18 protein-coding genes are annotated in these 24,248 nt (G+C 66.5%); 5 read left to right on the top strand and 13 right to left on the bottom strand.

All coding sequences use genetic code 11. From position 1 onward, the window contains the following. Positions 1–29 precede the first annotated feature (29 nt). From D7Y61_RS03000 to D7Y61_RS03040, 9 genes are all read right to left on the bottom strand, one after another. Positions 30–1,409: an ATP-binding protein gene (locus D7Y61_RS03000; protein WP_180864904.1), complete on the bottom strand. Its 1,380-nt coding sequence runs from the start codon at positions 1,407–1,409 to the stop codon at positions 30–32. Continuing rightward, positions 1,406–2,089 (bottom strand): response regulator, encoded by a 684-nt coding sequence (locus D7Y61_RS03005; protein WP_107230266.1) that lies wholly within the window; start codon positions 2,087–2,089, stop codon positions 1,406–1,408. Before D7Y61_RS03005 ends, D7Y61_RS03000 begins: the two co-directional genes overlap by 4 nt. A 132-nt stretch (positions 2,090–2,221) precedes the next feature. Beyond that, positions 2,222–3,352 carry a metallophosphoesterase gene (locus D7Y61_RS03010; RefSeq protein WP_180864905.1) on the bottom strand — a complete coding sequence of 377 codons (1,131 nt, stop codon included), beginning with the start codon at positions 3,350–3,352 and terminating at the stop codon, positions 2,222–2,224. Between the two features lie 128 nt (positions 3,353–3,480). Further along, entirely contained in the window at positions 3,481–4,188 is a 708-nt protein-coding gene (locus D7Y61_RS03015) for a hypothetical protein (protein WP_180864906.1), read from the bottom strand. A 91-nt stretch (positions 4,189–4,279) separates the two neighbouring features. Next, positions 4,280–6,487: a TonB-dependent siderophore receptor gene (locus D7Y61_RS03020; protein WP_180864907.1), complete on the bottom strand. Its 2,208-nt coding sequence runs from the start codon at positions 6,485–6,487 to the stop codon at positions 4,280–4,282. Positions 6,488–6,504: 17 nt separating this feature from the next. Next, positions 6,505–6,804, bottom strand: coding sequence for a DUF3325 domain-containing protein (locus tag D7Y61_RS03025; RefSeq protein ID WP_180864908.1), 300 nt, complete (start codon positions 6,802–6,804; stop codon positions 6,505–6,507). After that, positions 6,801–8,390, bottom strand: coding sequence for a PepSY-associated TM helix domain-containing protein (locus D7Y61_RS03030; protein WP_180864909.1), 1,590 nt, complete (start codon positions 8,388–8,390; stop codon positions 6,801–6,803). The genes D7Y61_RS03025 and D7Y61_RS03030 overlap by 4 nt, the downstream gene beginning before the upstream one ends. Further along, the gene (locus tag D7Y61_RS03035; RefSeq protein WP_180864910.1) at positions 8,387–8,722 is read right to left on the bottom strand and encodes a hypothetical protein; all 336 of its coding nucleotides are present in this window, start codon (positions 8,720–8,722) and stop codon (positions 8,387–8,389) included. Before D7Y61_RS03035 ends, D7Y61_RS03030 begins: the two co-directional genes overlap by 4 nt. A 93-nt stretch (positions 8,723–8,815) precedes the next feature. Then, positions 8,816–9,244: a winged helix-turn-helix transcriptional regulator gene (locus D7Y61_RS03040; RefSeq protein WP_180864911.1), complete on the bottom strand. Its 429-nt coding sequence runs from the start codon at positions 9,242–9,244 to the stop codon at positions 8,816–8,818. A gap of 77 nt (positions 9,245–9,321) precedes the next feature. Between D7Y61_RS03040 and D7Y61_RS03045 the strand changes: the two genes are divergently transcribed. Next, the gene (locus D7Y61_RS03045) at positions 9,322–10,539 is read left to right on the top strand and encodes an MFS transporter (RefSeq protein ID WP_180864913.1); all 1,218 of its coding nucleotides are present in this window, start codon (positions 9,322–9,324) and stop codon (positions 10,537–10,539) included. A gap of 113 nt (positions 10,540–10,652) precedes the next feature. On the opposite strand, the gene D7Y61_RS03050 is transcribed toward D7Y61_RS03045, so the two are convergent. Then, positions 10,653–12,068 (bottom strand): diguanylate cyclase, encoded by a 1,416-nt coding sequence (locus tag D7Y61_RS03050; RefSeq protein ID WP_180864915.1) that lies wholly within the window; start codon positions 12,066–12,068, stop codon positions 10,653–10,655. Positions 12,069–12,353: 285 nt separating this feature from the next. Here D7Y61_RS03050 and D7Y61_RS03055 point away from each other — a divergent pair, with 285 nt between their 5' ends. Together D7Y61_RS03055 and D7Y61_RS03060 are read left to right on the top strand one after the other, a co-directional pair. Further along, positions 12,354–14,603 carry a TonB-dependent siderophore receptor gene (locus D7Y61_RS03055; protein WP_180864917.1) on the top strand — a complete coding sequence of 750 codons (2,250 nt, stop codon included), beginning with the start codon at positions 12,354–12,356 and terminating at the stop codon, positions 14,601–14,603. A gap of 173 nt (positions 14,604–14,776) precedes the next feature. Further along, entirely contained in the window at positions 14,777–15,748 is a 972-nt protein-coding gene (locus tag D7Y61_RS03060; RefSeq protein WP_180864919.1) for a cation diffusion facilitator family transporter, read from the top strand. A gap of 250 nt (positions 15,749–15,998) precedes the next feature. Here D7Y61_RS03060 and nfi read toward each other — a convergent pair whose 3' ends face one another. Beyond that, a complete protein-coding gene (gene nfi / locus D7Y61_RS03065; RefSeq protein ID WP_180864921.1) occupies positions 15,999–16,673 on the bottom strand; it encodes a deoxyribonuclease V in 675 nt (224 codons plus the stop codon). A 94-nt stretch (positions 16,674–16,767) separates the two neighbouring features. Here nfi and gpmA point away from each other — a divergent pair, with 94 nt between their 5' ends. Continuing rightward, positions 16,768–17,517, top strand: a complete 750-nt coding sequence (gene gpmA / locus D7Y61_RS03070) for a 2,3-diphosphoglycerate-dependent phosphoglycerate mutase (RefSeq protein WP_005408679.1) — start codon at positions 16,768–16,770, stop codon at positions 17,515–17,517. Between the two features lie 209 nt (positions 17,518–17,726). After that, positions 17,727–19,820 carry a M13 family metallopeptidase gene (locus tag D7Y61_RS03075; RefSeq protein ID WP_180864923.1) on the top strand — a complete coding sequence of 698 codons (2,094 nt, stop codon included), beginning with the start codon at positions 17,727–17,729 and terminating at the stop codon, positions 19,818–19,820. A 253-nt stretch (positions 19,821–20,073) separates the two neighbouring features. Here the strand turns inward: D7Y61_RS03075 and D7Y61_RS03080 are convergent, their stop codons facing one another. Both D7Y61_RS03080 and mfd read right to left on the bottom strand, forming a co-directional pair. Further along, positions 20,074–20,691, bottom strand: coding sequence for an HD-GYP domain-containing protein (locus tag D7Y61_RS03080; RefSeq protein WP_180864925.1), 618 nt, complete (start codon positions 20,689–20,691; stop codon positions 20,074–20,076). A 44-nt stretch (positions 20,692–20,735) separates the two neighbouring features. Beyond that, the gene (gene mfd / locus D7Y61_RS03085) at positions 20,736–24,200 is read right to left on the bottom strand and encodes a transcription-repair coupling factor (protein WP_180864927.1); all 3,465 of its coding nucleotides are present in this window, start codon (positions 24,198–24,200) and stop codon (positions 20,736–20,738) included. Positions 24,201–24,248 lie beyond the last annotated feature (48 nt).

Here is a 24,248-nt window from a genome sequence, read left to right on the forward strand (position 1 = left end):
TCACCAGCCTTTCAGCGCCCAGGGCCGGGTCAGGGCGCCTTCAGCAGCGGCAGCGTGATGGCGACCCTGAGCCCGCCGCCGGGGCGGTTGAGGAAGCTCAGGCGACCACCGAAGTGTTCCACTGCCTCGTGGACGATGGCCAGACCAAGGCCGGTACCACTGGCGGCGGTGCCCGGTGCCCGGAAGAAACGTTCGCCGAGGCGCGGCATCACATCCTCGGGGACGCCGGGGCCGTTGTCTTCCACGTACAGCTCGACATCATTGTCGTCCAGCGCGTGCACGCCGACAGTGACGGTCGCCCCCCGTCCGGCATAGCGCAGCGCGTTGTCGATCAGGTTGTCCAGTGCCTCCTGCAGCATGGCGCCATTGCAGAGCACGCGCAGCGGCTGGCCGCCGCCGCGGTAGCCGAGGTCGGAGCCATCACGGATCGCTTCGGGCACGCGCATGCCGACCCATTGCGGCACCAACCCGCACAGGTCCAGTGCCTCGACGGTGTCCGGCACGGTCTGCGCCCGGCTCAGTGCCAGCAGCTGGGTGCTGACACGCGCGGTGCGCTGGTTGAGGCGGCGGATGTGCTGCAGCGCCTCGCGCACCGTATCCGGGTCGCCATGCGCCAGCGCCTGGTCCACATGCAGGGCCATTCCGGCCAACGGCGAGCGCAGCTGGTGCGCGGCATCGGCGATGAAGCGGTTCTGCAGGGTGATCATCTCTGACTGGCGGGCAAACAGATCATCGATGGTGCTGATCAGCGGCTGGATCTCTTCGGGCACGTCGGCATCGGAGATCGGCGCCAGTTCGCCGCGGCGCTGCGCCAGGCGGGTCCTCAGCGGGGTCAGGATGCGCAGGCCGTAGGTCACGCCGAACCAGACCAGCGCGGCGGTACCCAGCGCCAGCATGGTCATCAGCGGAATGATGATCATCAGGATCTCGCGCGCGCGCTGGCGACGGTCGGCCATGCTCTCGGCCACGGTGACCGCCAGCTGGTCCTGCGGATCGTTCATCGCCTGCGTGCAGACCGTGGCCATGCGTACCTGCTGGCCATTGAGGGTGCCTTCGTACAGCGCCGGATGCACGCCGGTACAGTCCTGCGAGGGCGCATACGGGCTGAAGTCGGCATTGCCGCTGAGGGTCCCCAAGCGGCTGCTGTCAACGTTGAAATAGCGATGGCCGTCGGGGTCGTACTCGATCAGGAAGCGCGCCTGCGGTGACAGGTCGCTGGTCACCGGCATGGTGCTCAGCATCTGCGCGAACGAGTGCGTATCGTCGATCAGGTTGCGGTCGTGAATCCGGTTGGAATAGTCCAGCGCAACGTAGTAAGCCAGCACGGTATTGAAGATGAGCAGGCCCAGCATCGGCAACGCCAGGAAGGCGAGCAGGCGCCGGCGCAGGCTGGGCGGGCCGCTGATCACGGCGTGCTTTCGTCCTGGGTGTCTTCCAGCATGTAGCCCAGCCCACGCACGGTACGGATACCCATGCCACCGGGCTGCAGCTTGCGGCGCAGGCGATGCAGGGCGATGTCCAGGCCGTTGTCGGTCAGGTCCTGGCCCCAATCGCACAGCGCTTCCACCAGTTGCGCGCGCGACACGATGCGTTCGGCGCGCACCGCCAGTGCCGACAGCAGGCCGAATTCGCGCGCGGTCAGTTCCAGCGACTGGTCGTCGATCCACACGCGGTGCCCGGCCAGGTCCAGGCGCAGGCGGCCAATGCGCAGGTCCGGGTTGCCATTGCTGGTGACCCGGCGCAGCTGGGCGCGCACACGCGCCTCGAACTCGTCCAGTGCGAACGGCTTGACCAGGTAGTCGTCGGCACCCAGGTCGAGTACCCGCACGCGCTCGGCCAGGCCGTCGCGGGCGGTCACCACCAGCACGGCCAGGCCGTCACCGCGCTGGCGCAGGCGCTGCAGTACGTCGCGGCCATCCAGCTGCGGCAGGCCCAGGTCCAGTACCAGCAGCGCGTACTGGGTCGAGCCCAGTGCGGCGTCGGCATGCGCGCCATTGTCGACGTGGTCGACCACGTGCCCCTGCCGGCGCAGCGAGGCGCACAGGCCGGAGGCGATATCCGGGTCGTCTTCAGCAATCAGAACGCGCATGCGCGTTGGCTCCTGTAACGGTCAGGCCCACCGGATGGATGGGGTGGGCCTCTCGGCTGCCGAGGGTAGCCGTAAACCGGGTGAAGGTGGAGCGCGATGCCACCGGCGGACGCCATCGCGCTGTCCCTTCATTCAGTCCTGCAGGCCCGGTTCACCCTGTGCCAGCGGTACCCGCGAGCCGTCCAGCAGGCCACGGCTGAGCGTTCCATCTTCGATGAACAGCAGTTCGCCGTTCTCGCCATTCTTGATGCTGCTGTCGATGGCGATCACGCGGTCGCCATGGAAGGTGCTGACGTGCGGCATCGAGGTGTGGCCGACCACGATGCGCGTGAGCTGCAGGCGGTCGAGCACGTTCTGCACCCCTGCGGTGTCGAGGCGGCCATCGAAGTAGCCGCGGTACCAGATCGGGCTGGTCTTGCCGTCATACAGCGGTGCAGTGGCCGGGTCGGCTTTCACTTCGGCCTTGGGCAGGCCCAGCGAGGCCTGGTAAGCCGCGTTGGTGCGTGCCGGGTCCAGCGCCAGCTCGACGGCTTCGGGCGAGATGCCGCCGTGCAGGAACAGGGTGTCACCGATCTTCAGCAGCACTGGCCGGGTACGCAGCCACTGGCCGATCACCGAATCGGGACCGTACAGCTGCGGGTAGCTGCGACCGAGCAGCTGGGCGCTGCGCAGGTACTTCGGGTTGACGTAGCGCAGGTCGTCGTACAACACCATGGTTTCGTGATTGCCCAGTACGAAGTGCACCGCGCCGCCTGCTGCTGCCGCCTGCTGCTGAAGGCCGTACAGCAGCCAGAACGCCTCGGTTACCTGCGGGCCGCGATCGAACACATCGCCGGCAATGACCAGGGTGTCGGTGCCCAGCGCCCAGCGGTCCTGCGCATCGATCACCTTGTTGGCGCGCAGCAGGCGCACCAGCAGGCCGTACTGGCCATGGATATCGGACAGGGCGACGATGCGCGGTGCGGCCGGCAGCACCGAAACCGACGGTGCCGTCGGCGGCGCCACGTGCACGCTGTGAGCGTAGCCGCACTGCGGGGTGAAATCCGTGCCGCTGGCAGCCGCGGGCAGGGTGCGCATCTGTACCTGGTCGCCACAGATCCACTTCGCGCGCAGCTGGTCGCCCACGCGGAACACATAGGGGCCATCGGCATCCACGTGCTCGGCCGGCGTCGCCACCTCGCGGGCCTGCAGCAGCGGCGTGCCCAGCAGCAGAGCCAGTGGCAGCAACAGGCGGGCAGGGCGGGGCGGGGCGCGGTGCAGCATCGGGTGTTTCCTTGGCGGCGAATGAAAAAAGGCGGGCCCGAAGGCCCGCCCCTGATGCTACGCCGTTGCTCACCCCGACCGCATGCGCCGGAGGTGGGGATCACTGTGCTAATCGTGCTGATTGGGAGTCACCGAGCGAGGTCTTCCCGCAGTGAGCTTCTCTCAGCAGCAAGCTTGAGGAGACCAGAGATCTTCTCCAACCTTCCGGCGAATATCATCACCATTGCCGAGCCTATCAACATGCCCAAGCTACAGCAGGTTATGATCAGTTTTGCACTATCAACCCACTCCACAGCCTGGTTTCCTGAGCCGACGCTCAGCAGATTGATGACCAACGCGCTGATGGTACTGGCACCTGAGGCCAGCCCGGCACGTCGGGAGAGAAACTTTGCCTCCTGATCGATGAGCTTGGAGTGCCGGTCCAGTTCTTCTGCCTCGCAACGAGAAAGATCTTCGACGAAAGCGGAGTCAAGTTCGACATTCACATCAATCCGACCGGCCATGTCGCTCCAGCCGTTCAACACCAGCTGGGCAACCTGGATGACTTGAATAACAGCGAATACCGCGCCCAGCAGAATGATCACTGCTGCCATAGGAAGCGCAAGCGACCTGCCTGATTCCAGTGACAGCAAGCCAGCTTCCACCAGCTGTATGCACCCAACACAGAGCAGGAAAAGCAAGACCATTCCGGCGACCACATAGTTCTCTGTCCTACTGAAAGGTGCTGCCACCTTCGGGCGCCTGATGCGCGCCAACATGGAGCTGATGCGAGGGACTGCTGGCTTCTGATCCTGTTCTGTCATGAGGGATGTGCTGAGTGGATGAAGCAGAATCATCCACCAGCACCGTCGCAGATTCTGAGAGTCTCCATTCGTTGAACAAAAAAAAAGCGGGCCCGAAGGCCCGCCCCTGATGCTATGCCGTTGCTCAGAACTTCGCGCGCAGGTTGAACAGCACGCGGCGCGGTTCACCCCAGTAGCCGGAGTTGAAGAAGCCGACGTTGCGGTAGTAGACCTTGTCGAACAGGTTGGTGACGGTCACGCCCACGCTCAGGTTGTCGTTGATGCGGTAGCGGCCCATCAGGTCGAACAGCACGTAGCCGCCCTGGCTCATCCTGCCGGTGGCCGTGACCGGCGTGCCGCTGGCGGTGAAGCGCCCGGTGGGAATGGGCTGCATCTGGTAGATCTCGCTCTGCACGCTGACACCGCCGCCCAGCGTCCACTGGCCATGGGTCCAGGTGGTGTTGAAGCGGGCCAGGTGCATCGGGCTGGTGCTGGCGAAGCGGCTGCCATCGGGGTTGCTGCTGTAGCTGTAGGTGTAGCCGCCGGTCATGCTCCAGTGATCGTTGATCGAACCGGAGACTTCGAACTCACCGCCCTGGGTGGTGATGCCACGGCTGGCGATGTACGGCGAACTGCCATCGGGCAGCTTGGTCTCGCCGCCGTTCGGATCCAGCTCGGCCACGTTGTCCTGCTTCATGTAGAAGCCGTTCAACGCCGCGTACAGGCGGCCGCCGAAGAAGTCGGCCTTCAGGCCGTACTCGTAGTTGCCACCGGTGGTGGGGTCCAGCAGCTGGTTGTTGATGTCGCGGCGCGCGGTTGCCTGGAACACGTCCGAATAGCTGGCAAAGGCGGTGATGCTGCTGCTGAGGTCGTAGAGCACGCCCACGTAGGGGGTCAGCTCATGGGCGGTGGTACGCGCGCTGCGGCTGGTGAACACGCCGTCGGTGTTGTAGTTGTCGGTGGTGGTGCGGTAATCGGAATAGCGCGCGCCGGCGATGATCTTCAGCGGGTCGATCGGGTTCAGGCGCACGGCGGCGTAGTAGCCGGTCTCGGTGGTGTTTACCGTGCTGGACGGAATGCCGTAGTTGTAGGTGGTCGGCTTGCCGATGTTGCCGTCCCAGCTGAAGATGCTGGGGAAGGCGGCCACGTTGTACGGGCGCGAGGTGATGCCGGCGCGGATGGTGTCCAGGTCACGGTCGTAGTGGTTGATGCCCACCACCAGCTCGTGCGAACGGCCGAACAGCTGGACCGGACCGGACACGTACAGGTCGAAGGCATCTTCGCGGGTTTCCGACACCGAATAGGTATCGGCAATGCGCAGGCCCAGGCCGGTGGCCGGGTCGGCCCAGTTGCCGGTGTTGGAACCGGCCAGCAGCAGCGAATCGGTATCGGTGGCGCGGTGGTTGTAGGCCAGACGGCCACTCCAGCCGGCGCCGAACTGCTGTTCCAGCGTGGCGAAGTAGTTGGTGCTTTCGCGGTTCCATTCGTTCCAGCTCGCTGCGGCGCTGTAGGAACGCGGCATGTGCGCGCGGCTGCCATCGCGGAAGTACAGCGGCGAGGCGCTCCAGGCGCCGCCGTCGGAACCGGTCTTCAGGTAGTCGATGCCAGCGCGCAGGCGGGTGCTGTCGGTCAGGTCGGCTTCGATCACCCCGTACAGGCTGGGGGATTTGTCATGCTGGAAGCGCACCCAGCTTTCCTTGTCGGTGTAAGCGCCGACGAAGCGCCCACGCACGCGGCCACTCTTGCTGAGCGGGCCGGACACATCCACTTCGGCGCGCTTGTAATCCCACGAGCCGGCGCTGAAGCTGGTGCTGGCCTGGAAGGTTTCGGTCGGGCGCTTGCGCACCATGTTCACCGTGGCCGACGGGTTGCCCGAGCCGGTGACCAGGCCGCTGGCGCCGCGCACTACTTCAATACGCTCGTAGATGGAGGTGTCGCTGAGGATCGAGTTGCCGCCGGCGCCGGTGGTGTAGTTGGTGGGAATGCCATCGAACATGAAGTTGTTGATGGCAAAGCCACGCGCGTTGAACAGCGTGCGGTTGCTGTCATACGACTGGATGGTCACGCCCGGCGTCTGCTGCAGCACTTCGGAAATCGTGATGAGGTTGAAATCCTCGATGCGCTGGCGGGTGAACACGGTCAGCGATTGCGGCGTCTCGCGCAGGGTCAGCGGCAGCTTGGTGGCGGTGTTGGTGCCATAGACCTGGTAGCCCTCGGTGCGCTGGGTCACCATCACCCGGTCCAGTTCGGTGGTGGTCGGCGCGGTGTCCTGGGCGAACGCCGGCGCGGCGGCGCAGGCGAACGACAAGGCGAGGGCGTTCCGGCGCAGGGCGCCAGAGTGCGTGTGCTTCATGGAATGACCTTTCTAGTTCAGGAACGGGAAGATGGGCGTGGCGCCGACTTGGCCGGGTTGCGGAAACTGAGCCAGAGCACCATGGCCCCGGCACTTGCAGCGAGCACGCCACACCAGCCCACGAACCCTTGGGCAATGCCCCAGGCGGCAATGCTGGGTGCCAGGCTGGTCGCCAGCGCAGCCGCGCCCAGCAGGCGCAGCACGCGGCGGCGCGGTGCGGCCGGTGCATGACCGGTGACGTCGCGATGGTGGCGCTCCATCGCCAGCGCCAGGCAGACGAAGCCGAAGGCGGCCAGCAGGAGGGCGAGCGCGCTCATGCGCTGGCCTCGACAGTCGGGGCAGTGCGTGCGGCACGCGGCTTGCGTTGCACCGGCACGAAACGATGCACCTTGCGCGCGGCCCACAACAGGCTTGCACCGATCAGCAGCAGGCCGATGTCGATGCCAGCTTTGGCGCCATCTCCGCTGGCCAGCGCACCGACCGCGCCGCCTTGCCAGACCACCAGGTTGTACAGCGGCAGGCCCAGCGCCAATACGCCGGCCAATGCCAGTTGCTCCACCCAGCCGCGTCGGGCCGGGCGCAGCAACGCATGCAGCAGGCTGGCCGCCCATGCGTAGAAGAACACTTTCACTTCGGCATCGCTGCGGTTGGCCAGCTCCACCGGCAGCAGGCGGTTGCCCCACAGGAAGGCCAGCATGGCCACCGGCAGGCCACTGACGAAGCCGATGTTCAGGCGTTCCACAATGCGGAAACCCAGGTGCGGACGCGCAGGATCGGGCAGCTGGGTGCGCCGCTTCACCGTCCACAGCACCAGCCCGGTGGCGACCATCAACGTGCCGGCCACGCCGGACAGGAAGAACAGCCAGCGCATCGTGGTGGGCGCGAAGCGTGCCGCGTGCAGCCCGATCATACCGTCGCGGGTGATAACGGCAGCCGAGCGCGGCGGGGCAGCATCCAGCAGTTCGCCGCGCGCGTCGAAAGTGAGCGTGTCGTTGGCCCCGGCAATCTGGTCGGCCTGCTGGCGGCGCACGGCAATGCGCATGGATGCATCACCTGGCTGGTCGATCTGCAGCGACGCGGCACGGCCACCGCCCCACTGCAGTTCCGCACGGCGCAGCACCTGGGCCAGCGCGGGCGGCGCTGCGGCCACGCCACTGGGCTCGACCTTTTCCGCGCGCGGGAAAAGTTCGGCGAAGAACGCATCGCGGCCACCGGGGTAGTTCGCATCCACCGCCCACGGCATGTACAGCGTCATCAGGGTGATCAGACCGGTGTAGGTGATCATCAGGTGGAACGGCAGCGACAGCACCGCCAGTGCGTTGTGACCGTCCAGCCAAGTGCGCTGGCCCTTGCCGCGGCGGAAGGTGAAGAAGTCGGTGAAGATCTTCTTGTGGGTGATGACACCGCTGATGATCGCCACCAGCATCAGCATGGAACAGGCACTGATGAACCAGCGCGCCCACAGCACCGGCACGTAGTGCAGATCGAAATGCAGCCGGTAGAAGAAATTGCCGCCGCGTGTTTCGCGTACCTGCACGGGCGTGCCGTTGGCATCCAGCGTGGCCTGGTTTGGATTGCGCTGGCCGCGTCGGCGTTCCTTCTCGCCCTTCGGCTGCCAACTGACGGTGGTGGCGCTGCTGCGTGAATCGGGCAGTTCGATGCTCCAGCGCTGCGCGTCCGGTGCGGTGCGGACCAGGAACTGCTGGGCCTGGATCACTGCGGTGCTGGCATCGGCGGGCAGGCCGATTTCGGGCTGCATCCAGCGGGTCAATTCTTCCTTCCAGTACGACGCGGTACCGGCAATGAAAATCAGGAACAGCACCCAGCCGACCACCAGGCCCGACCAGGTGTGCAGCACCGATTGTGATTGGCGGATGCCGCCCAGGTTGTCGGCGCTGCTCATGCGATGTTCCCGCGCAGCAGCCAGGCGATCAGTGCACCCAGCGCGCCAGAGGCCAGCAGACCCACAGCTGCACGCAGGGTGCTGCGCGCGGCGTAGGCCCAGATGGCGGCCAGTGCGTAGACCACGAACGCGGCCATGGTGGCCACCAGCGTGGCGTCGGCCTTGGCGCCGGGCAGCAGGCGCGCCAGCGCGGAAGCCCAGCAGGCGGCCACGACGTAACCGCCCAGCAGTGCCAGCAGGCCGCGGGCCCAGAGCAGACCATGACCGTTACCGCGCGCCACGCGCTTGGCCGGCGCAGCGCCGGCAGCAGAAGGAGAGGTAGGTGCGGCCATCGCCGAAGTCAATGAGAACTGTATGCAATTGCGATTGAATGCTATTTGACACCGGTGCCCCTGTCGAGTCCCCCATTCGGGGGATGCCGCCGTCTACAGCTTGCGCACCACGGTGGCGTGCGCGGGCAGCGGCTGTCTGTTGTTGTCCAGCGGTTGCATGTAGGGCACGACTGAACAGTTGTCACGCTGGATCAGGGAAGAGTGGGCTTCGCCAGCGCCGAAGCGATGGCGCTCGCCCCACTGGCGCAGCGCGACCAGCAGCGGAAACAGTTCCAGTCCGGCGGCAGTGAGCACGTATTCCTGGTAGGCCGAACCGTCGGAGGCCGGTTGCAGCTGCAGGATGCCGGCATCGACCAGCCTGCGCAGGCGGTCGCTCAGGATGTTGCGTGCAGCACCAAGGCTGCGCTGGAAGTCGCTGAAGCGGGTGACGCCGTCGAACGCATCGCGGATCACCAGCAGCGCCCAACGGTCACCGAGCAGGTCGGCGCTGCGGGCGACAGGGCAGGGGCTGTTGGCGTGCATGGGTGTGCCTCCAAATGTGGTTGCAGTTTAAAACCATTGACGCTAGCCTGCATCAAGTTGCAATTTGAAACCACCAGATGAGTGTCGCTCCGATGTGCCGTTCCCTGCTGGTCCTGCTGGCGATCGCCGCCGGCGCCAGCGTTGCCAACGTCTATTACGCGCAGCCGTTGCTGGACCCGCTTGCACGTGCCTTTGCACTGGACCGGGCGGTGGCCGGTGCGGTGCTGGCCGCTACCCAGGCGGGCAGCGTGCTGGCATTGCTGGGACTGTTGCCGCTGGCCGATCGCGGTGACCGGCGCCGCCTGCTGCGGCTGCAGTTGGCGGCGCTGGTTGTCGCCTTGCTGTGGCTGGCGGCGGCACGCACGTCGAGCTGGCTGTTGTCGGGCATGCTGCTGGCCGGATTGCTGGGCACTGCACTGACCCAGGGCCTGATCGCCTACACCGCCACGCTGGCACCGCCCGAGCAGCGCGGTCGCATGGTCGGTGTGGTGCAGGGCGGAGTGTTCATCGGCCTGCTGCTGGCGCGCGTGGTGTCGGGTACGGTGGCGGCGGCCTTTGGCTGGCAGATGGTCTACCTGCTGTCAGCGGTGGTGATGGCGGCGTTGGCGGCGCTGTTGTGGCGGCGCTTGCCCGCAGTGCCGGTGCCGTCAGTCCCTCCACGCTGGTGCGAACTGCTGGGCTCGATGATGGGCATGCTGCGGGAGGATCGGACGCTGCGCGAGCGCGGGCCGCTGGCACTGCTGCTGTTTGCTGGTCTCAATGTGTTCTGGGCGGCGGCACCCTTGCCGCTGTCTGCACCGCCGCTGCACTGGTCCACCGCCGCCGTTGGCGCGCTCGGCCTGGCCGGTGTGGTCGGTGCGTTGATGGCGGCGCGGGTCGGGCACTGGATGGACCGTGGATTCGCGCATCGCGTCAGTCTCGGCGCGCTGCTGCTGATGCTGGTCGCGTGGTGGCCGTTGCTGGGCCTGCCGCAGTCGCTGGCGTTGCTGCTGCTGGGCGTGGTCGTGCTCGACCTTGGCGGTCAGGCGTTGCATGTTTCGAACCAGGCGTTGCTGCTACGTGCGCCCGGTGAACAGCATGGACGCCTGGTGGCGCTGTACATGCTGTTCTATGCGGTGGGCAGCGGTGCAGGAGCGGCGGCCGGGCCCTGGATGCAGGCACGGCATGGCTGGCCGACGGTCTGCCTGCTGGGCGCGGGCATCGCGTTGCTGGCGCTGCTGTGGTGGGCCGCGTGGCGGGTGGTGGCGTTCAATGCATCGGCCGCGGTGCGAAGCGGTAGAGTCGACTGCCGGTAGAGTCGACTGTTAGTCGACTGCTCTTCCGTCCGCTTGCGAAAACCCCGCACTGCGCGCGGTAGTCGACCAACAGTCGACTCTACCCGCCACCGGGATTCTCCATTTCCGTCGGTTCACCGCTGCAATGCTCGTCGCCCCGGTGCCTCCTGCAATGCATCGCTGGCCACCACCACACGGTTGCGGCCAGTGCGCTTGGCCTCGTACATCGCAGCGTCGGCCCGCGCCATCAACCGTTCGTAATCCGGATGGCCATCGTGTCCGGCAACACCGATGCTGGCGGTCAACGCCAGCACCTGCCCGTTGGCCAGTGCCGCAGGCGACTGCGCGATCTGCCGGCGCAGGCTTTCGGCAATCACCTCCGCCTGGGATTCACTGGCCGCGACCAGCACCACCACGAACTCTTCGCCGCCGTAGCGGAACAGGTAGTCGCTGCCGCGCGTCAACTGGCCAAGCAGGCCGGCAACATGTTGCAACGCGCGGTCGCCGGCATCGTGGCCGTGGCCGTCGTTGATCGCCTTGAAATGGTCCAGGTCGAGCAGCAGCAACGAGAACGGCGTGCGGTTGCGCGTGGCCAGCTCGATTTCCCGGCGCAGCACGGTGGGCAGGAAACGCCGGTTGAGCAGGTTGGTCAATGCGTCGCTGCCAGCATCGAGTTCGCCGATGCGCTCGAACAGCAACGTCATCAGGGTGCGGATGCTGGCCAGATCCTCGCGGATCGACGGCAGCGTTGCCAGGCGTTGCGCAGGATCACCGTGGGCGGCCCGCTGCAGGCAGCCGTCGATGCGGGCCATCAGCCGGCCGACCTGCTGGGTCTCGGTGCTTTCGCCGAAGCTGGGGATGCCCTTGTGGGTGAACCACAGGCCGAATTCGGAGGTGGCCAGGCTGGCACTGTCGCTGCCCTGCACGTGCCCCGCCAGTGCATAGAGCAGGGTGTTTTCCCAGTCCAGCAGCAACGCCCGCTGGCGTTCGCGTTCGGTGCTGACGTTCTGCACCAGCGAGAACAGCCGGTACGCCGCATCGGCACGGCTGGAGCGTTCGCGCGCGTGCGTGTAGGCCAGGGTCATGCCCTCCATTGCGATGTCCATGATCGCGCTGAGGCAGTCGATGGCGGCAAAGGCCGTGGCGCTGTCCGGTGCATCATCACGCAGGCGGACGAACAGCGCGTGCTTGAGCACGCGCGCGCCGCGGGTCACCAGGTCGACCGGAATGCCAACCCGCGCATGCACGTCGCCGATCACCCGCTGCGAAGCGACGGTGGTGGCGATGCCGGCGGCGTCGGTGGTCAGCAGTTGCACCAACCAGCGCTGCATCGCCGGTTGCAGGCGTTGCTTGACCTGTTCGTGGGACAGGAAGCGACGTGCGCGGCCATCCTGCAGCAGGACTTCATAGAAGCGCTGGGCCAGCGCCGGTGGTGCGTCCGCTGCGGCCGCGTGCAGCAGTGCGGTGGCGGCGGGGCCGGCCTGCTGCAGGCACTGCTGCCACGCCTCTGCCAGCGGCTGGCTGGCGTCATCCAGTTGGGGAGTTTCCACGTCGATCTCTGACTGCGTACGGCAAACCACGGGTATCGGCCGCGGTGGCATGCGGTTGATGGCGGGGTAGCCGGCCAGTTTACGCGCGGTGCAGGGTTGCAGGGTGCGCAAAGCACACGCCCGCTGCTGCGGCAATGACTGAACGCATTTGAGAATCACTCGCATTGATGGGAGAATGCGCGCACGGAACGGTCGCACACGCCTGCGGCAACGCTCCGCCTCCCCCTCGTCGTTGCCTCAAGCCCTTTGCCAGAGGCCCCGTTGCCCTGCCAGAAGGTCCAGACCATGTCCCCTGCCGTTGTCCTTTCGCCGCGCCCGCTGGCGCTTGCCGTTGCCACCCTGCTGGCGGGCAGCGCCCTGACCGCCAGTGCCGAGACCGACGCCACCGATATCGACACCGTGCATGTCACGGCATCGCAGATCGCACGCCAGGCGCTGGGCACCTCGACCATCACCGCCGAGGACATTGCCAGGCGTCCGCCGGCCAACGACATCGCCGAGCTGCTGCGCACCATGCCGGGCGTCAACCTGACCGGCAACAGTGCCTCGGGCCAGTACGGCAACAACCGCCAGATCGATCTGCGCGGAATGGGGCCGGAGAACACTTTGATCCTGGTCGATGGCAAGCGCGTCGGAGCGCGCGACGCCGTGCGCATGGGCCGCAGTGGTGAGCGCAACACGCGTGGCGATACCAACTGGGTGCCCGCGGAAATGATCGAGCGCATCGAGGTGCTGCGCGGTCCGGCGGCGGCGCGCTATGGCTCGGGCGCCTCCGGTGGCGTGGTCAACATCATCACCAAGCGTCCCAGTGGCGACCTGACCGGCGCGGTCGACCTGTACGGTCTGGTGCCGGAGCACAGCGCCGAAGGTGGCAGCGAGCGCGTCGGCCTGCAGCTCAGCGGCCCGTTGACCGACACCCTGTCGTTCCGCCTGTACGGCAACCTCAACAAGACCGACGCGGATTCACTGGACCTCAACCGTCAGTACGCGAGCAACCCCAACGCGGTGCCGCCGGCGGGCCGAGAAGGCGTCAAGAACCGTGATGTCAATGCGCTGCTGCGCTGGGACGCCAACGCCAACCAGGTGGTCGAGCTCGAAGCAGGCACCAGTCGCCAGGGCAACATCTACGCAGGCGATCGCGCGGTCAGCACCACCGGTACGTCCACCGGCATCGATCTGGCTGCACTGGCCGAAGGTGAAGCCGAGACCAACCGTATGTACCGCAACACCGGCGCGATCACCCACCGCGGCCGCTGGGGCGATGTCACCTCGCGGGTGACGGCCGCAGTGGAAGCGGTGAACAACGCGCGTATCAACGAAGGCCTGGCTGGCGGCCCGGAAGGCAGCTTCAACGGCACCGACTGGTCGACCTCGCGCCTGCGCAACTACCAGCTGGACGGCGAAGTGAGCTTCCCGACCACGCTGGGCGGTGCCGAGAACATCTGGACGCTGGGCTTTGAATACCTCGGTAGCCGCCTGACCGACCCGTATTCGATGAGCCAGTCCAGCAGCAGTGGCGGCGGCATCCCGGGCCTGTCGGCCAATCGCGCGCGCGGCAAGTCCGATGCGCAGACCACCGCCGCATTCGTGGAAGACAACATCTACCTGGGTGAGCGCTGGATCGTCACCCCGGGCGTGCGCTTCGATCACCACAGCCAGTTCGGCAACAACACCAGTCCCAGCCTCAACGCACAGTTCCGCATCAATAGCGACTGGGTGGTGAAGGGCGGTATTGCCCGTGCCTTCAAGGCGCCGAACCTGTACCAGTCGAATCCGGATTACCTTTACTACACCCGAGGCAATGGCTGCCCCAATGCGTTGCCGAGCCTGGGTGCCGGCTGCTACATGCGCGGCAATGCGGATCTGAAGGCGGAAACCAGCCTGAACAAGGAGCTCGGCATCGAGTGGGCGCCGCAGAGCGGCTGGCAGGCCTCGCTGACCTACTTCCACAACGACTACAAGGACAAGATCCAGGCCGGTTACACCCAGATTGGGCTGACCGCCGACACCAAGGGCCGCATCTTCCGCTGGGAGAACGCACCCAAGGCGATCGTGCAGGGGCTTGAGGGCAACCTGGTGATCCCGCTGCTGGGCGAGCAGGGCAACCGCCTGAAGTGGAGCAACAACTTCACCTACATGGTGGAGAACGAGAACAAGACCACGCACCAGCCGCTGTCGGTGATTCCGAAGTACACCGTCAACACCATGTTGGACTGGCAGGCCACCGACAAGCTGTCACTGCTGCTGACCGGCACGTTCTATGGCAGGCAGAAGCCGGCCACCACGAACATCAACAACGACCCGCGCTGCACCGGCACCTGTGATCCGTCGATCGCGCTGCAGGACCGTGGCGCCTACAACATCTGGGGCGTGAGCGCGCGTTACAAGGTGACCGGGACGGTCAGCTTCGGCTTCGGCGTGAACAACCTGGCTGACAAGCGCCTGTTCCGCGAGGCCAACAGCAGCGACGCCGGTGCGGCGACCTACAACGAGCCCGGCCGCGCGTACTGGGCCAGCCTGCGCTTCGGGTTCTGATCGCACGCGGGAGCTGTTCCGCTGCATTCGTCAGGCAGGGTCTGGCGCTACCGGGTAGCGCCGGGCCGTGCACGGCGGCATCGGCGCTGCACGCCTGCAATGTTATAAACACCGTAATAGTCTCCTCCGCCAGCACGGCGTAGCCTGCACCGCATCGCAAAGGAGCTGTTGCCATGGGCCACGACCACGATCACCTGCCATCCCAGATCCGCCACGAGAAACCCTTGTGGTGGGCGCTCGGCCTGACCTCCACCTTCCTCGTCGTCGAGGTGGTGGGCGCGTTCTGGACCAACAGCCTGGCGCTGCTTTCCGATGCGGCGCACATGGCCACCGACGCGCTGGCACTGATGATCGCGCTGGTGGCGGTGCGGCTGAGCCGCCGACCGCCGGATGCGCGTCGCACCTACGGCTATGCACGCCTGGAAGCATTGGGCGCGATGATCAACGGCGCCATGCTTTTCGTGGTTGCCGGCTACATTCTGTGGGAGGCGATTGGACGCTTCCGCGAGCCTCAGGAGATCGCTTCTTCCGGCATGCTGGTGATCGCTGCCGCAGGCCTGGTCATCAACCTGATCTCGATGCGCCTGCTGCAGGCCGGCAGTGGCGAGAGCCTGAACGTGAAGGGCGCCTATCTGGAAGTGTGGGCCGACATGCTTGGTTCGGTGGCGGTGATCGCGGGTGCCCTGTTGATCAAGTGGACCGGCTGGAAGCCGATCGATCCGATACTGGCGGTGCTGATCGGCCTGTGGGTGCTGCCACGCACGTACGTGCTGATGCGCGAGGCGATCAACGTGCTTCTGGAAGGCGTGCCCAAGGGCTTGGATGTGGCCAAGGTGCGTGACAGTCTGTCCGGGCACGCGGCGGTGCTGGATGTACATGACCTGCATGTGTGGGCGCTCGCCTCCAGCACCCCGGCGCTGACCGCGCACATCGTGATGCGCGACGGCACCGATGCCGATGCGCTGCGCCGCGAGCTTGGCGGACGCCTGCACGATGACTTCGGCATCGAGCACGTGACGCTGCAGATCGAAGCTGATCACTGCGGCGAAGCCTGTGGTGAGCCGGCGCCGGTGAAGGGCGGCGGCCACGAGGGCCATGACCACGGCGAAGACGCACAGGGCCATCGCGGCCATGTGCATCGTTGAACGAGACATGCATGCACGCCAATCGGTTGAAACCGGTTGGACGAAACCGGCCGGGCGAAACCGATTGCACGAATCCGGCCGGGCGAAACCGATTGCACGAATCCGCCTTGGTAGAGTCGACTGTTAGTCGACTGCTCTCCCGCGAGGCTGCGACAAAGCCCGCGCTGTGCGCGAGAGTCGACTGACAGTCGACTCTACCCAATCGTCGCGACGCGACCGCGCAGGCTGCATCCGTCCACGGCGGTGAAGGTCATTCGTCCCGTCGGGACGCCAGCCGATCCGCCAGCCGGGTCGGTTCCGGCAGGCGATAGCCACGCAGCGTGCGCTGCACCCAATCCAGCGCGGTATCGGCACTGACCCGATGGCCACCGGCCACGAACAGTGGCTTGCAGCGCACCTTGCTGCGCAACACCCAGCCCAGTTGTTCATCGCCATCCAACAGCGGCGTATGCGCACCGGCCTCGGCGCCCGGCTCGACGAAGCGCCCCACCAGTTTCGACTTGGCCACACCGATGCTGGGCAGGTCGGTGACCACGCCCAGGTGCGCGGCCACGCCCAACCGGCGTGGATGGCTGATGCCGTGGCCGTCGACGAACACCAGATCCGGCGCCTGCGGCAGCAGCGTCAGTGCCGCCAGCAGCGCGGGCAGCTCTCGGAAGCTGAGCAGCCCGGGGATGTACGGCATCACCGTGGGAATGCGCGCTATTTCCTGCGCCACGGGCTGCAATGTCTTCGCATCCAGCAGCACCGCTGCGGCGCGGGTGGTGGCACCGTTGTTCTCGAAGCCGACATCCAGCCCCGCCAGCCAGCGCACGTCGCGGGGCAGGCCGTCCTGGCGCTTCACGCGGCCGGCAAGCTGGATCTGATGCGCGCGGGCAGTGGCGACGCTGCCATCCCAGCGTCCGGGGTCGATCACCGTATTCATTGGCCACAGCATCGCATGCGCGGCGCCACGGCCCGGTGAGCGGCGCCCGGGGCTACAATGGCGGCCTGCCTTTCCTCGCGTTGGAGACCCTGCAGTGACCCGTAAACTCGTACTGTTGCGCCATGGCCAGAGCCAGTGGAACCTGGACAACCGCTTCACCGGCTGGGTCGATGTCGACCTGACCGAGCAGGGGCGCCGGGAAGCGGCCGCCGCCGGTCGCCTGATGCGCGAGGAAGGCCTGCAGTTCGACGTCGCCCACACCTCCGTGCTGAAGCGTGCCATCCACACTCTGCAGGGGGCGCTGGCCGAGCTGGAGCAGGACTGGCTGCCGGTGAACAAGTCCTGGCGCCTCAACGAGCGCCACTACGGCGGCCTGCAGGGCCTGGACAAGGCCGAGACCGCTGCCAAGCATGGTGAGGAGCAGGTCAAGGTGTGGCGCCGTTCGTACGACATCCCGCCGCCGCCGATGGAGCTGGAAGATCCGGGCCACCCGATCCATGACCGCCGCTACGCCGGTCTGGACCGCAACGCACTGCCGGGCACCGAATCGCTGGCCACCACCCTGGACCGCGTGCTGCCGTACTGGCACGACGCCATCGCGCCGCAGCTGAAGGACGGCAAGACTGTGCTGGTCACTGCCCACGGCAACTCGCTGCGCGCGCTGTACAAGTACCTCAACAACGTCTCGCGCGAGGAAATCCTCGAGCTGAACATCCCGACCGGCATCCCGCTGCTGTTCGAACTGAACGACGACCTGACCGTGCAGTCGTTCCGCTATCTTGGTGACCCGGAAGCGGCGCGCAAGGCCGCTGAAGCCGTGGCCAACCAGGGCAAGGCGAAGTAAGAAGAAGGCCGGCGCAAGCCGGCCTTCGTTTTTGTAGAGTCGAGCCATGCTCGACGGCTCTCCGTTCCAGGTTCATGACCCCCGCGGCAAGAGGCCAACAGCACTCGAGCATGGCTCGAGCCTACAAGAGGCTCGCCCCTGTGACCTTTGGCCGGTCCCTGTCGTGAGCTTCCCCGGCTACCCTGTGGAATTACCCGCAGGAGCGCCTCATGAACGTCCGCAACCTGGTCCCGCTGGGCCTGACCATCGCCATCGCTGCCTCGCTGGCGGCCTGTGGCAAGAATGAAACCGCGCCGGCCGCCAACGCCGACGCCAAGCCGGCCTTCGATCTGTCGCAGATCAAGACCCCGCTGATCTCGCTCAACAGCGCCGATCTGGATCCGGCCATTTCGGCCTGTACCGATCTCAATGGCTTCGTCAACGGCAAGTGGCTGAAGGCCAACCCGGTGCCGGGCGACCAGACCACCTGGGGCAGCTTCGAGATCCTGCGCGAGCGCTCGCTGGAAGTGCAGCACACGCTGGTGCAGCAGGCGGCCGCCAGCCAGGCCAAGGCCGGCTCGGTGGAAGCCAAGATCGGTGATATCTGGAAGACCGGCAACGACGAGGCAAAGATCGAAGCCGCCGGCCTGGCGCCGCTGCAGCCGCAGCTGGACAAGATCGCCGCGCTGAACGACACCGCCGCCATCACCCAGTACCTGCGCGACAGCCAGGCCGAGGGCAAGGGCGTGCTGTTCTCGCTGTTCGCCAATGCCGACTACAAGGATTCGGCGAACGTCATTGCCTACGTCGGCCAGGGCGGTCTGGGCCTGCCGGAAAAGGGCTACTACTTCGACGATGCACAGGCCAAGATCCGCGATGCCTATGTGGCCTACATCGCACAGGTGCTGACCCTGTCAGGCGTGGACGCTGCGCAGGCGGCCGAGCAGGCCAAGGCCGTGATGGCCTTTGAAACCCGCCTGGCCAAGGCCTCGATGTCACGCATCGAAATGCGTGACCCGGCCAAGCGCTACAACCCGCTCAGCGCCGCCGACGCCGACAAGCTGACCCCGAACTTCAGCTGGACCGCGCTGTTCGACACCCTCAAGGTGCCGGCCGCACAGAAGTTCTCGTTGGCCCAGCCGGGCTTCTTCGGTGAAATGGACAAGATGCTGGCCGACGTGCCCGCCAGCACCTGGCAGGCCTACCTGCGCTTCCACACCATCGACGATGCCTCGCCGTACCTGAGCAGCCAGTTCGAGAAGGCGAACTTCGATTTCTACGGCACCACCCTGCGTGGCCAGAAGGAAATGCAGCCGCGCTGGAAGCGCGTGCTGGAATCGGTCAACGGTGGCATGGGTGAAGCGCTGGGCCAGCTGTACGTCGATGCCGTGTTCCCGGCCGAGTCGAAGGTGGCCATGCAGCACCTGGTGGAGAACCTGTCGCAGGCGCTGAAGGCACGCCTGGAGCAGCTGCCGTGGATGGGCGAAGAGACCAAGAAGAAGGCACTGGAGAAGTGGGCCAGCTTCACTCCGAAGATCGGTTACCCGGACAAGTGGCGTGACTGGGCGGGCCTGCAGACCAACGGCGACAGCTACCTGGGCAACATGCAGGCAGCGCGTGCGTTCAACTACCGCTACATGCTGGACAAGATCGGCAAGCCGGTGGACAAGACCGAGTGGGGCATGACCCCGCAGACGGTCAACGCCTACTACAACGCCACCAAGAACGAGATCGTGTTCCCGGCCGCCATCCTGCAGGCGCCGTTCTTCGACGCCAAGGCCGATCCGGCGCTGAACTACGGCGGCATCGGTGCGGTCATCGGCCACGAAATGATGCACGGCTACGATGACTCGGGCAGCCAGTTCGCCGCCAACGGCAATTTCGACAACTGGTGGACCGACGCCGACCGCAAGGCCTTCACCGAGCGTACCGACCAGCTGGTCGCGCAGTTCGACGGCTATGAATCGGTGCCGGGCGTGTTCGTGAAGGGCAAGCTGACCCTGGGCGAGAACATCGGCGACCTCGGTGGCCTGACCGTGGCCTACGACGCGCTGCAGATGGCGCTGAAGGAAGACCCGAAGGCGAATGTCGAGGTCGATGGCCACAGCCAGGACCAGCGCTTCTTCATGAACTGGGCCACCGTGTGGCGCCGCAACTTCACCGATGGCGAGCTGCGCGTGCGCCTGAACACCGACCCGCACGCGCCGGCCAACTTCCGTGCCAATGGTGCGCCGTCGAACATGCCGTCGTATGCCGCTGCGTTCCAGTGCAAGGCCGGCGACGCAATGGTGCGTGCCGACGACAAGCGCGTAGTGATCTGGTAATCGATCGCAGCTGATGCGTGATGAAAGAGGCCCGGCGCAAGCCGGGCCTTTTGTCTGCCGGCACGATGCCACCGGATCGGTAGAGTCGACTGTTAGTCGACTATCGCGCGCAGCGCGGGATTTTCGCGATCTGAAGGAAGAGCAGCCGACTGACAGTCGACTCTGCCAGCGGGTCAGCTGGCGGGTCAATCAGTGCATCAGCCAGCGGGTCAGCCGGCACGTTGGTTCATGCATGGCGGGTGGCGTCAGCCGATCAGGCCAGCGCCGGTTCCTGCGCCAGCATGCGATGAAAACGCTGCAGTACGTAAGGATCGATCAGCCCGCCGGACTGCTCGTCAATGATGCGCAATGCCGTACTGCGTTCCATCGCAGCGCGGTAGGGCCGCACGCTGGTCATCGCGTCGTAGGCGTCCACAACGGTGACGATGCGCGCCCCCAGGGGAATGGACTCACCACGCAGCCCATCGGGATATCCGCTGCCATCGAAGGCCTCGTGGTGGGCGCGGATCAGCTGCGCGACCGGTACGGCATCGCTGCGGCCGGTTGCAAGGAAGATGTGTTCGCCGCGCACCGGATGCTCGCGCATGATCGCGCGCTCTTCATCGGTATGCCGGCGTGGCGTCAGCAGCACATCATCGGGAATGCCGATCTTGCCTATGTCGTGGAAGCGTGCCGCCAGGCCGATCTGCGCACAGGCGTCGTCATCGAGGTCGCAGTGCGTGGCCAGGCGCTGCGCGAGCAGGCCGACGCGGTCGCAGTGGTGGCGGGTGTAAGCATCACGCATCTGCAGCGACATCGAAAGGGCATCGATCAGGCAGGCCTGCGCGTGCAGCAGGTCGGGGGCGGGTACGGCGTCAGGAAACATGGTCATCCGCCCGCACCGGGCGGGGACCGGTGCGGGGTATTCGGGGGCGATCAACCCGGGGCGAGGGTGGTCAGGAGGGCGCGGGCCGCGTTGAAGCGGTCTTCCGGCAACGGCAGCGGATGCTTGATGCGCAGCTTGTCGGGTCCTTCCATGGCGTAGAGGTTCGGTTGTTTCTGGATCAGCTGGATCACCGCCATCGGGTCGATGTTCGGCTTGGACTCGAACACGATGCGGCCACCGTTCTCGCCCAGGTCCAGCTTGCGGATGCCCAGCGTGTTGGCCTTGAGCTTCAGCTCGGCGATGGCGAACAGGTGCTTGGCCGCATCCGGCAGCAGGCCGAAGCGATCGATCATCTCCACCTGCAGCTCGCGCAACGCATCGCTGTCGCGCGCGCTGGAAATCCGCTTGTACAGGGTCAGGCGGGTGTGCACGTCCGGCAGGTAATCTTCCGGAATCAGCGCCGGCACATGCAGCTCGACCTCGGCACCGCGCACTTCCTCGCCGGCGTCCAGGTCGGGCAGCTTGCCCTGCTTGATGCTGCGCACCGCGCGTTCCAGCAGCTCGGTGTAGAGGCTGAAGCCCACCTCGGCCATCTGCCCGCTCTGGTCCTCGCCGAGCAGTTCACCGGCACCGCGGATCTCCAGATCGTGCGTGGCCAAGGTGAAGCCGGCACCGAGTTCGTCCATCGAGGCAATCGCTTCCAGGCGCTTCTCGGCGTCCGGTGTGATCGATCGGCGGTCCGGCGCCACCAGGTAGGCGTAGGCACGGTGGTGCGATCGACCCACGCGGCCGCGCAGCTGGTGCAGCTGGGCCAGGCCGAAACGGTCGGCGCGGTTGATGATGATGGTGTTGGCGTTGGGGATGTCGATGCCCGATTCGATGATCGTGGTCGACAGCAGCACGTTGAAGCGCTGCTTCTGGAAGTCCAGCATCACCTTTTCCAGCTCGCGCTCCGGCATCTGCCCGTGGGCGATGCCGATGCGTGCTTCGGGCACCAGCTCGGACAGCTCGCGCTGCATGCGGCCGATGCTTTCCACGTCGTTGTGCAGGAAGTACAGCTGGCCACCGCGCGAGAGTTCGCGCTGGAAGGCCTCGCGCAGCAGCGCGTTGTCCCACTGGGTGATGAAGGTCTGCACCGCCAGCCGGTTCGGCGGGGGGGTGGCGATGATCGACAGGTCGCGCAGGCCGGCCATGGCCATGTTCAAGGTGCGCGGGATAGGGGTTGCGGTCAGGGTCAGCAGGTGCACGTTGGCGCGCAGCGCCTTCAGGGCTTCCTTCTGGCGTACGCCGAAACGCTGCTCCTCGTCGACGATGACCATGCCCAGGTCCTTGAACTTCACGTCGGGCTGCAGCAGGCGGTGGGTACCCACGATGACGTCGATGGTGCCAGCGGCAACCTTCTCCAGTTCGGCCTTGATTTCCTTGGTGGTCTTGAAGCGCGACAGCACCTCGACCTTCAACGGGTAATCGGCGAAGCGGTCGCGGAAATTGCGGAAGTGCTGTTCGGCCAGCAGCGTGGTCGGCACCAGCACCGCCACCTGCTTGCCGGCACTGGCGGCCGCAAAGGCGGCGCGCACGGCCACTTCGGTCTTGCCGAAGCCTACGTCGCCGCAGACCACGCGGTCCATCGGCTGGCTGCTGGCCAGGTCGCGCAGGGTCGCATCGATGGCGGCCAGCTGGTCCGGGGTTTCCTCGAACGGGAAGCCGGCCGCGAACGGTTCGTACATCGCGCGGTCCACCTGCAGCGCCAGGCCGGCACGGGCCTGGCGACGGGCCTGGATCTCCAGCAGTTCGGCAGCAACATCGCGAACCTTCTCGGCGGCCTTGCGCTTGGCCTTGCTCCACTGCTCGCCACCCAGCGAATGCAGCGGCGCGGTTTCCGCCGAGGCGCCCGAGTAGCGGCTGATCAGGTGCAGCTGGGCGACCGGCACATACAGGCGGTCACCCTTGGCATATTCGATTTCGAGGAACTCGCCGGGCATGCCGCCGACGTCCATCGCGATCAGGCCACGGTAGCGGCCAACGCCATGGTCCTCGTGCACGATCGGCGCGCTCTCGGTCAGCTCGCCGAGATCGCGGATGATCGCTTCCGGCTCGCGGCCGGCACGGCGCGTGCGGCGGGTGCTGCCGGCGCGCTCGGGGAACAGCTGGCGTTCGGTCAGCACCGCAATGCGCGGATCGTCCAGCGCGAAGCCATCTTCCAGCGGCGCCACCGCGATCGCGAAGCGCGCATCGTCGGCGAGGAACGCGGGCAGGTCGGCCACCACCGGCGGTTTCAGCTCGGCGGCCTGCAGCACTTCCAGCAGGGCTTCACGACGGCCGGGCGAATCGGCGGCGATCAGCACGCGGCCCGGGTAGTGGCCGAGGAAGGATTTCAGTGCGTCGCCGGCCGGTGCGTCGCGTGCGGCCACCGGCAACGGCGGCAACGGCTGGTCACCCAGCGGGTGCGCGTCGGCGATGCGTGCGTGGTCAGCGGCCCACACCTCGATGCGCGGGGCGTCGTTCAGGCGCTCGCGCAGCAGCTCCGGCGACAGGTACAGCGCCGACGGCGGCAGCAGCGGCCGTTCGACGTCGTGGCGGCGCTGTTCGTAGCGCTCGCCGGTCTGCGCCCAGAACGCCTCGGCGGCTTCGCCGGCGCCGGCGCAGACCACCGGTAGGCTGCCGTCGGGCAGGTAGTCGAACAGGGTTGCGGTGCGTTCGAAGAACAGCGGCAGGTAGTACTCGACGCCGGCCGGGGCCAGCCCGGACTTCAGGTCCTGGTACAGCGCGCTGCGCCGGGTATCGACATCGAAGCGCTCGCGCAGCGTGGCCAGTACGCGGGCGATGCTGGCCTCGTCCATCGGTACTTCACGGCCAGGCAGCATGTGCACCGCCTCGACCCTGTCCAGCGAGCGCTGGCTTTCCGGGTCGAAGGCGCGGATCGAATCGATGTCCTCGTCCAGCAGTTCGACGCGCAACGGCTCCTCGGCACCCATTGGGAACACGTCCAGCAGACCGCCGCGCACGGCGAAATCACCTGGGTCCATCACCTGCGGCACGTTGCGGTAGCCGGCGCTTTCCAGGCGTCGCTTCTCTGCTTCCAGGTCCAGGCGCTGGCCGACCTTCAGGTCGAAGCTGCCGCCGATCACATAGCTGCGCGGGGCAAGCTGCTGCAGCAGGGTCTGCACCGGCACGATTACCAGGCCGCGCTTCAGCGTGGGCAGGCGGTGCAGGGCGGACAGACGCTGCGAGATGATGTCCGGATGCGGGCTGAAGCGGTCGTAGGGCAGGGTTTCCCAGTCCGGGAAGGCGATCACCGGCAACGCCGGGTCGCCGCCGAGCAGGGTGTGCAGGTCGGCTTCGAGCTGGTTGGCACCGTGGTTGTCACGGGCGATCACCAGCAGCGGAGCGTCGTGCACGCGCGCGGCCTGGGCCAGATACCAGGCCAGGGCGCTCGGCGAGGCGGGGGCGCGCCACCAGGCGCGGAGCTGGCCGGCACGCGGCAGCGGCGGGGCGGGGTATGAGGTACGCGACATGGACCCCGGATTTTAGCAGAAGCCCCTGCCTGCCTCGGTGGGTCGTGG

Origin of the sequence: Stenotrophomonas maltophilia (assembly GCF_013464485.1) — a bacterium.
Classification (GTDB): domain Bacteria; phylum Pseudomonadota; class Gammaproteobacteria; order Xanthomonadales; family Xanthomonadaceae; genus Stenotrophomonas; species Stenotrophomonas maltophilia_AW.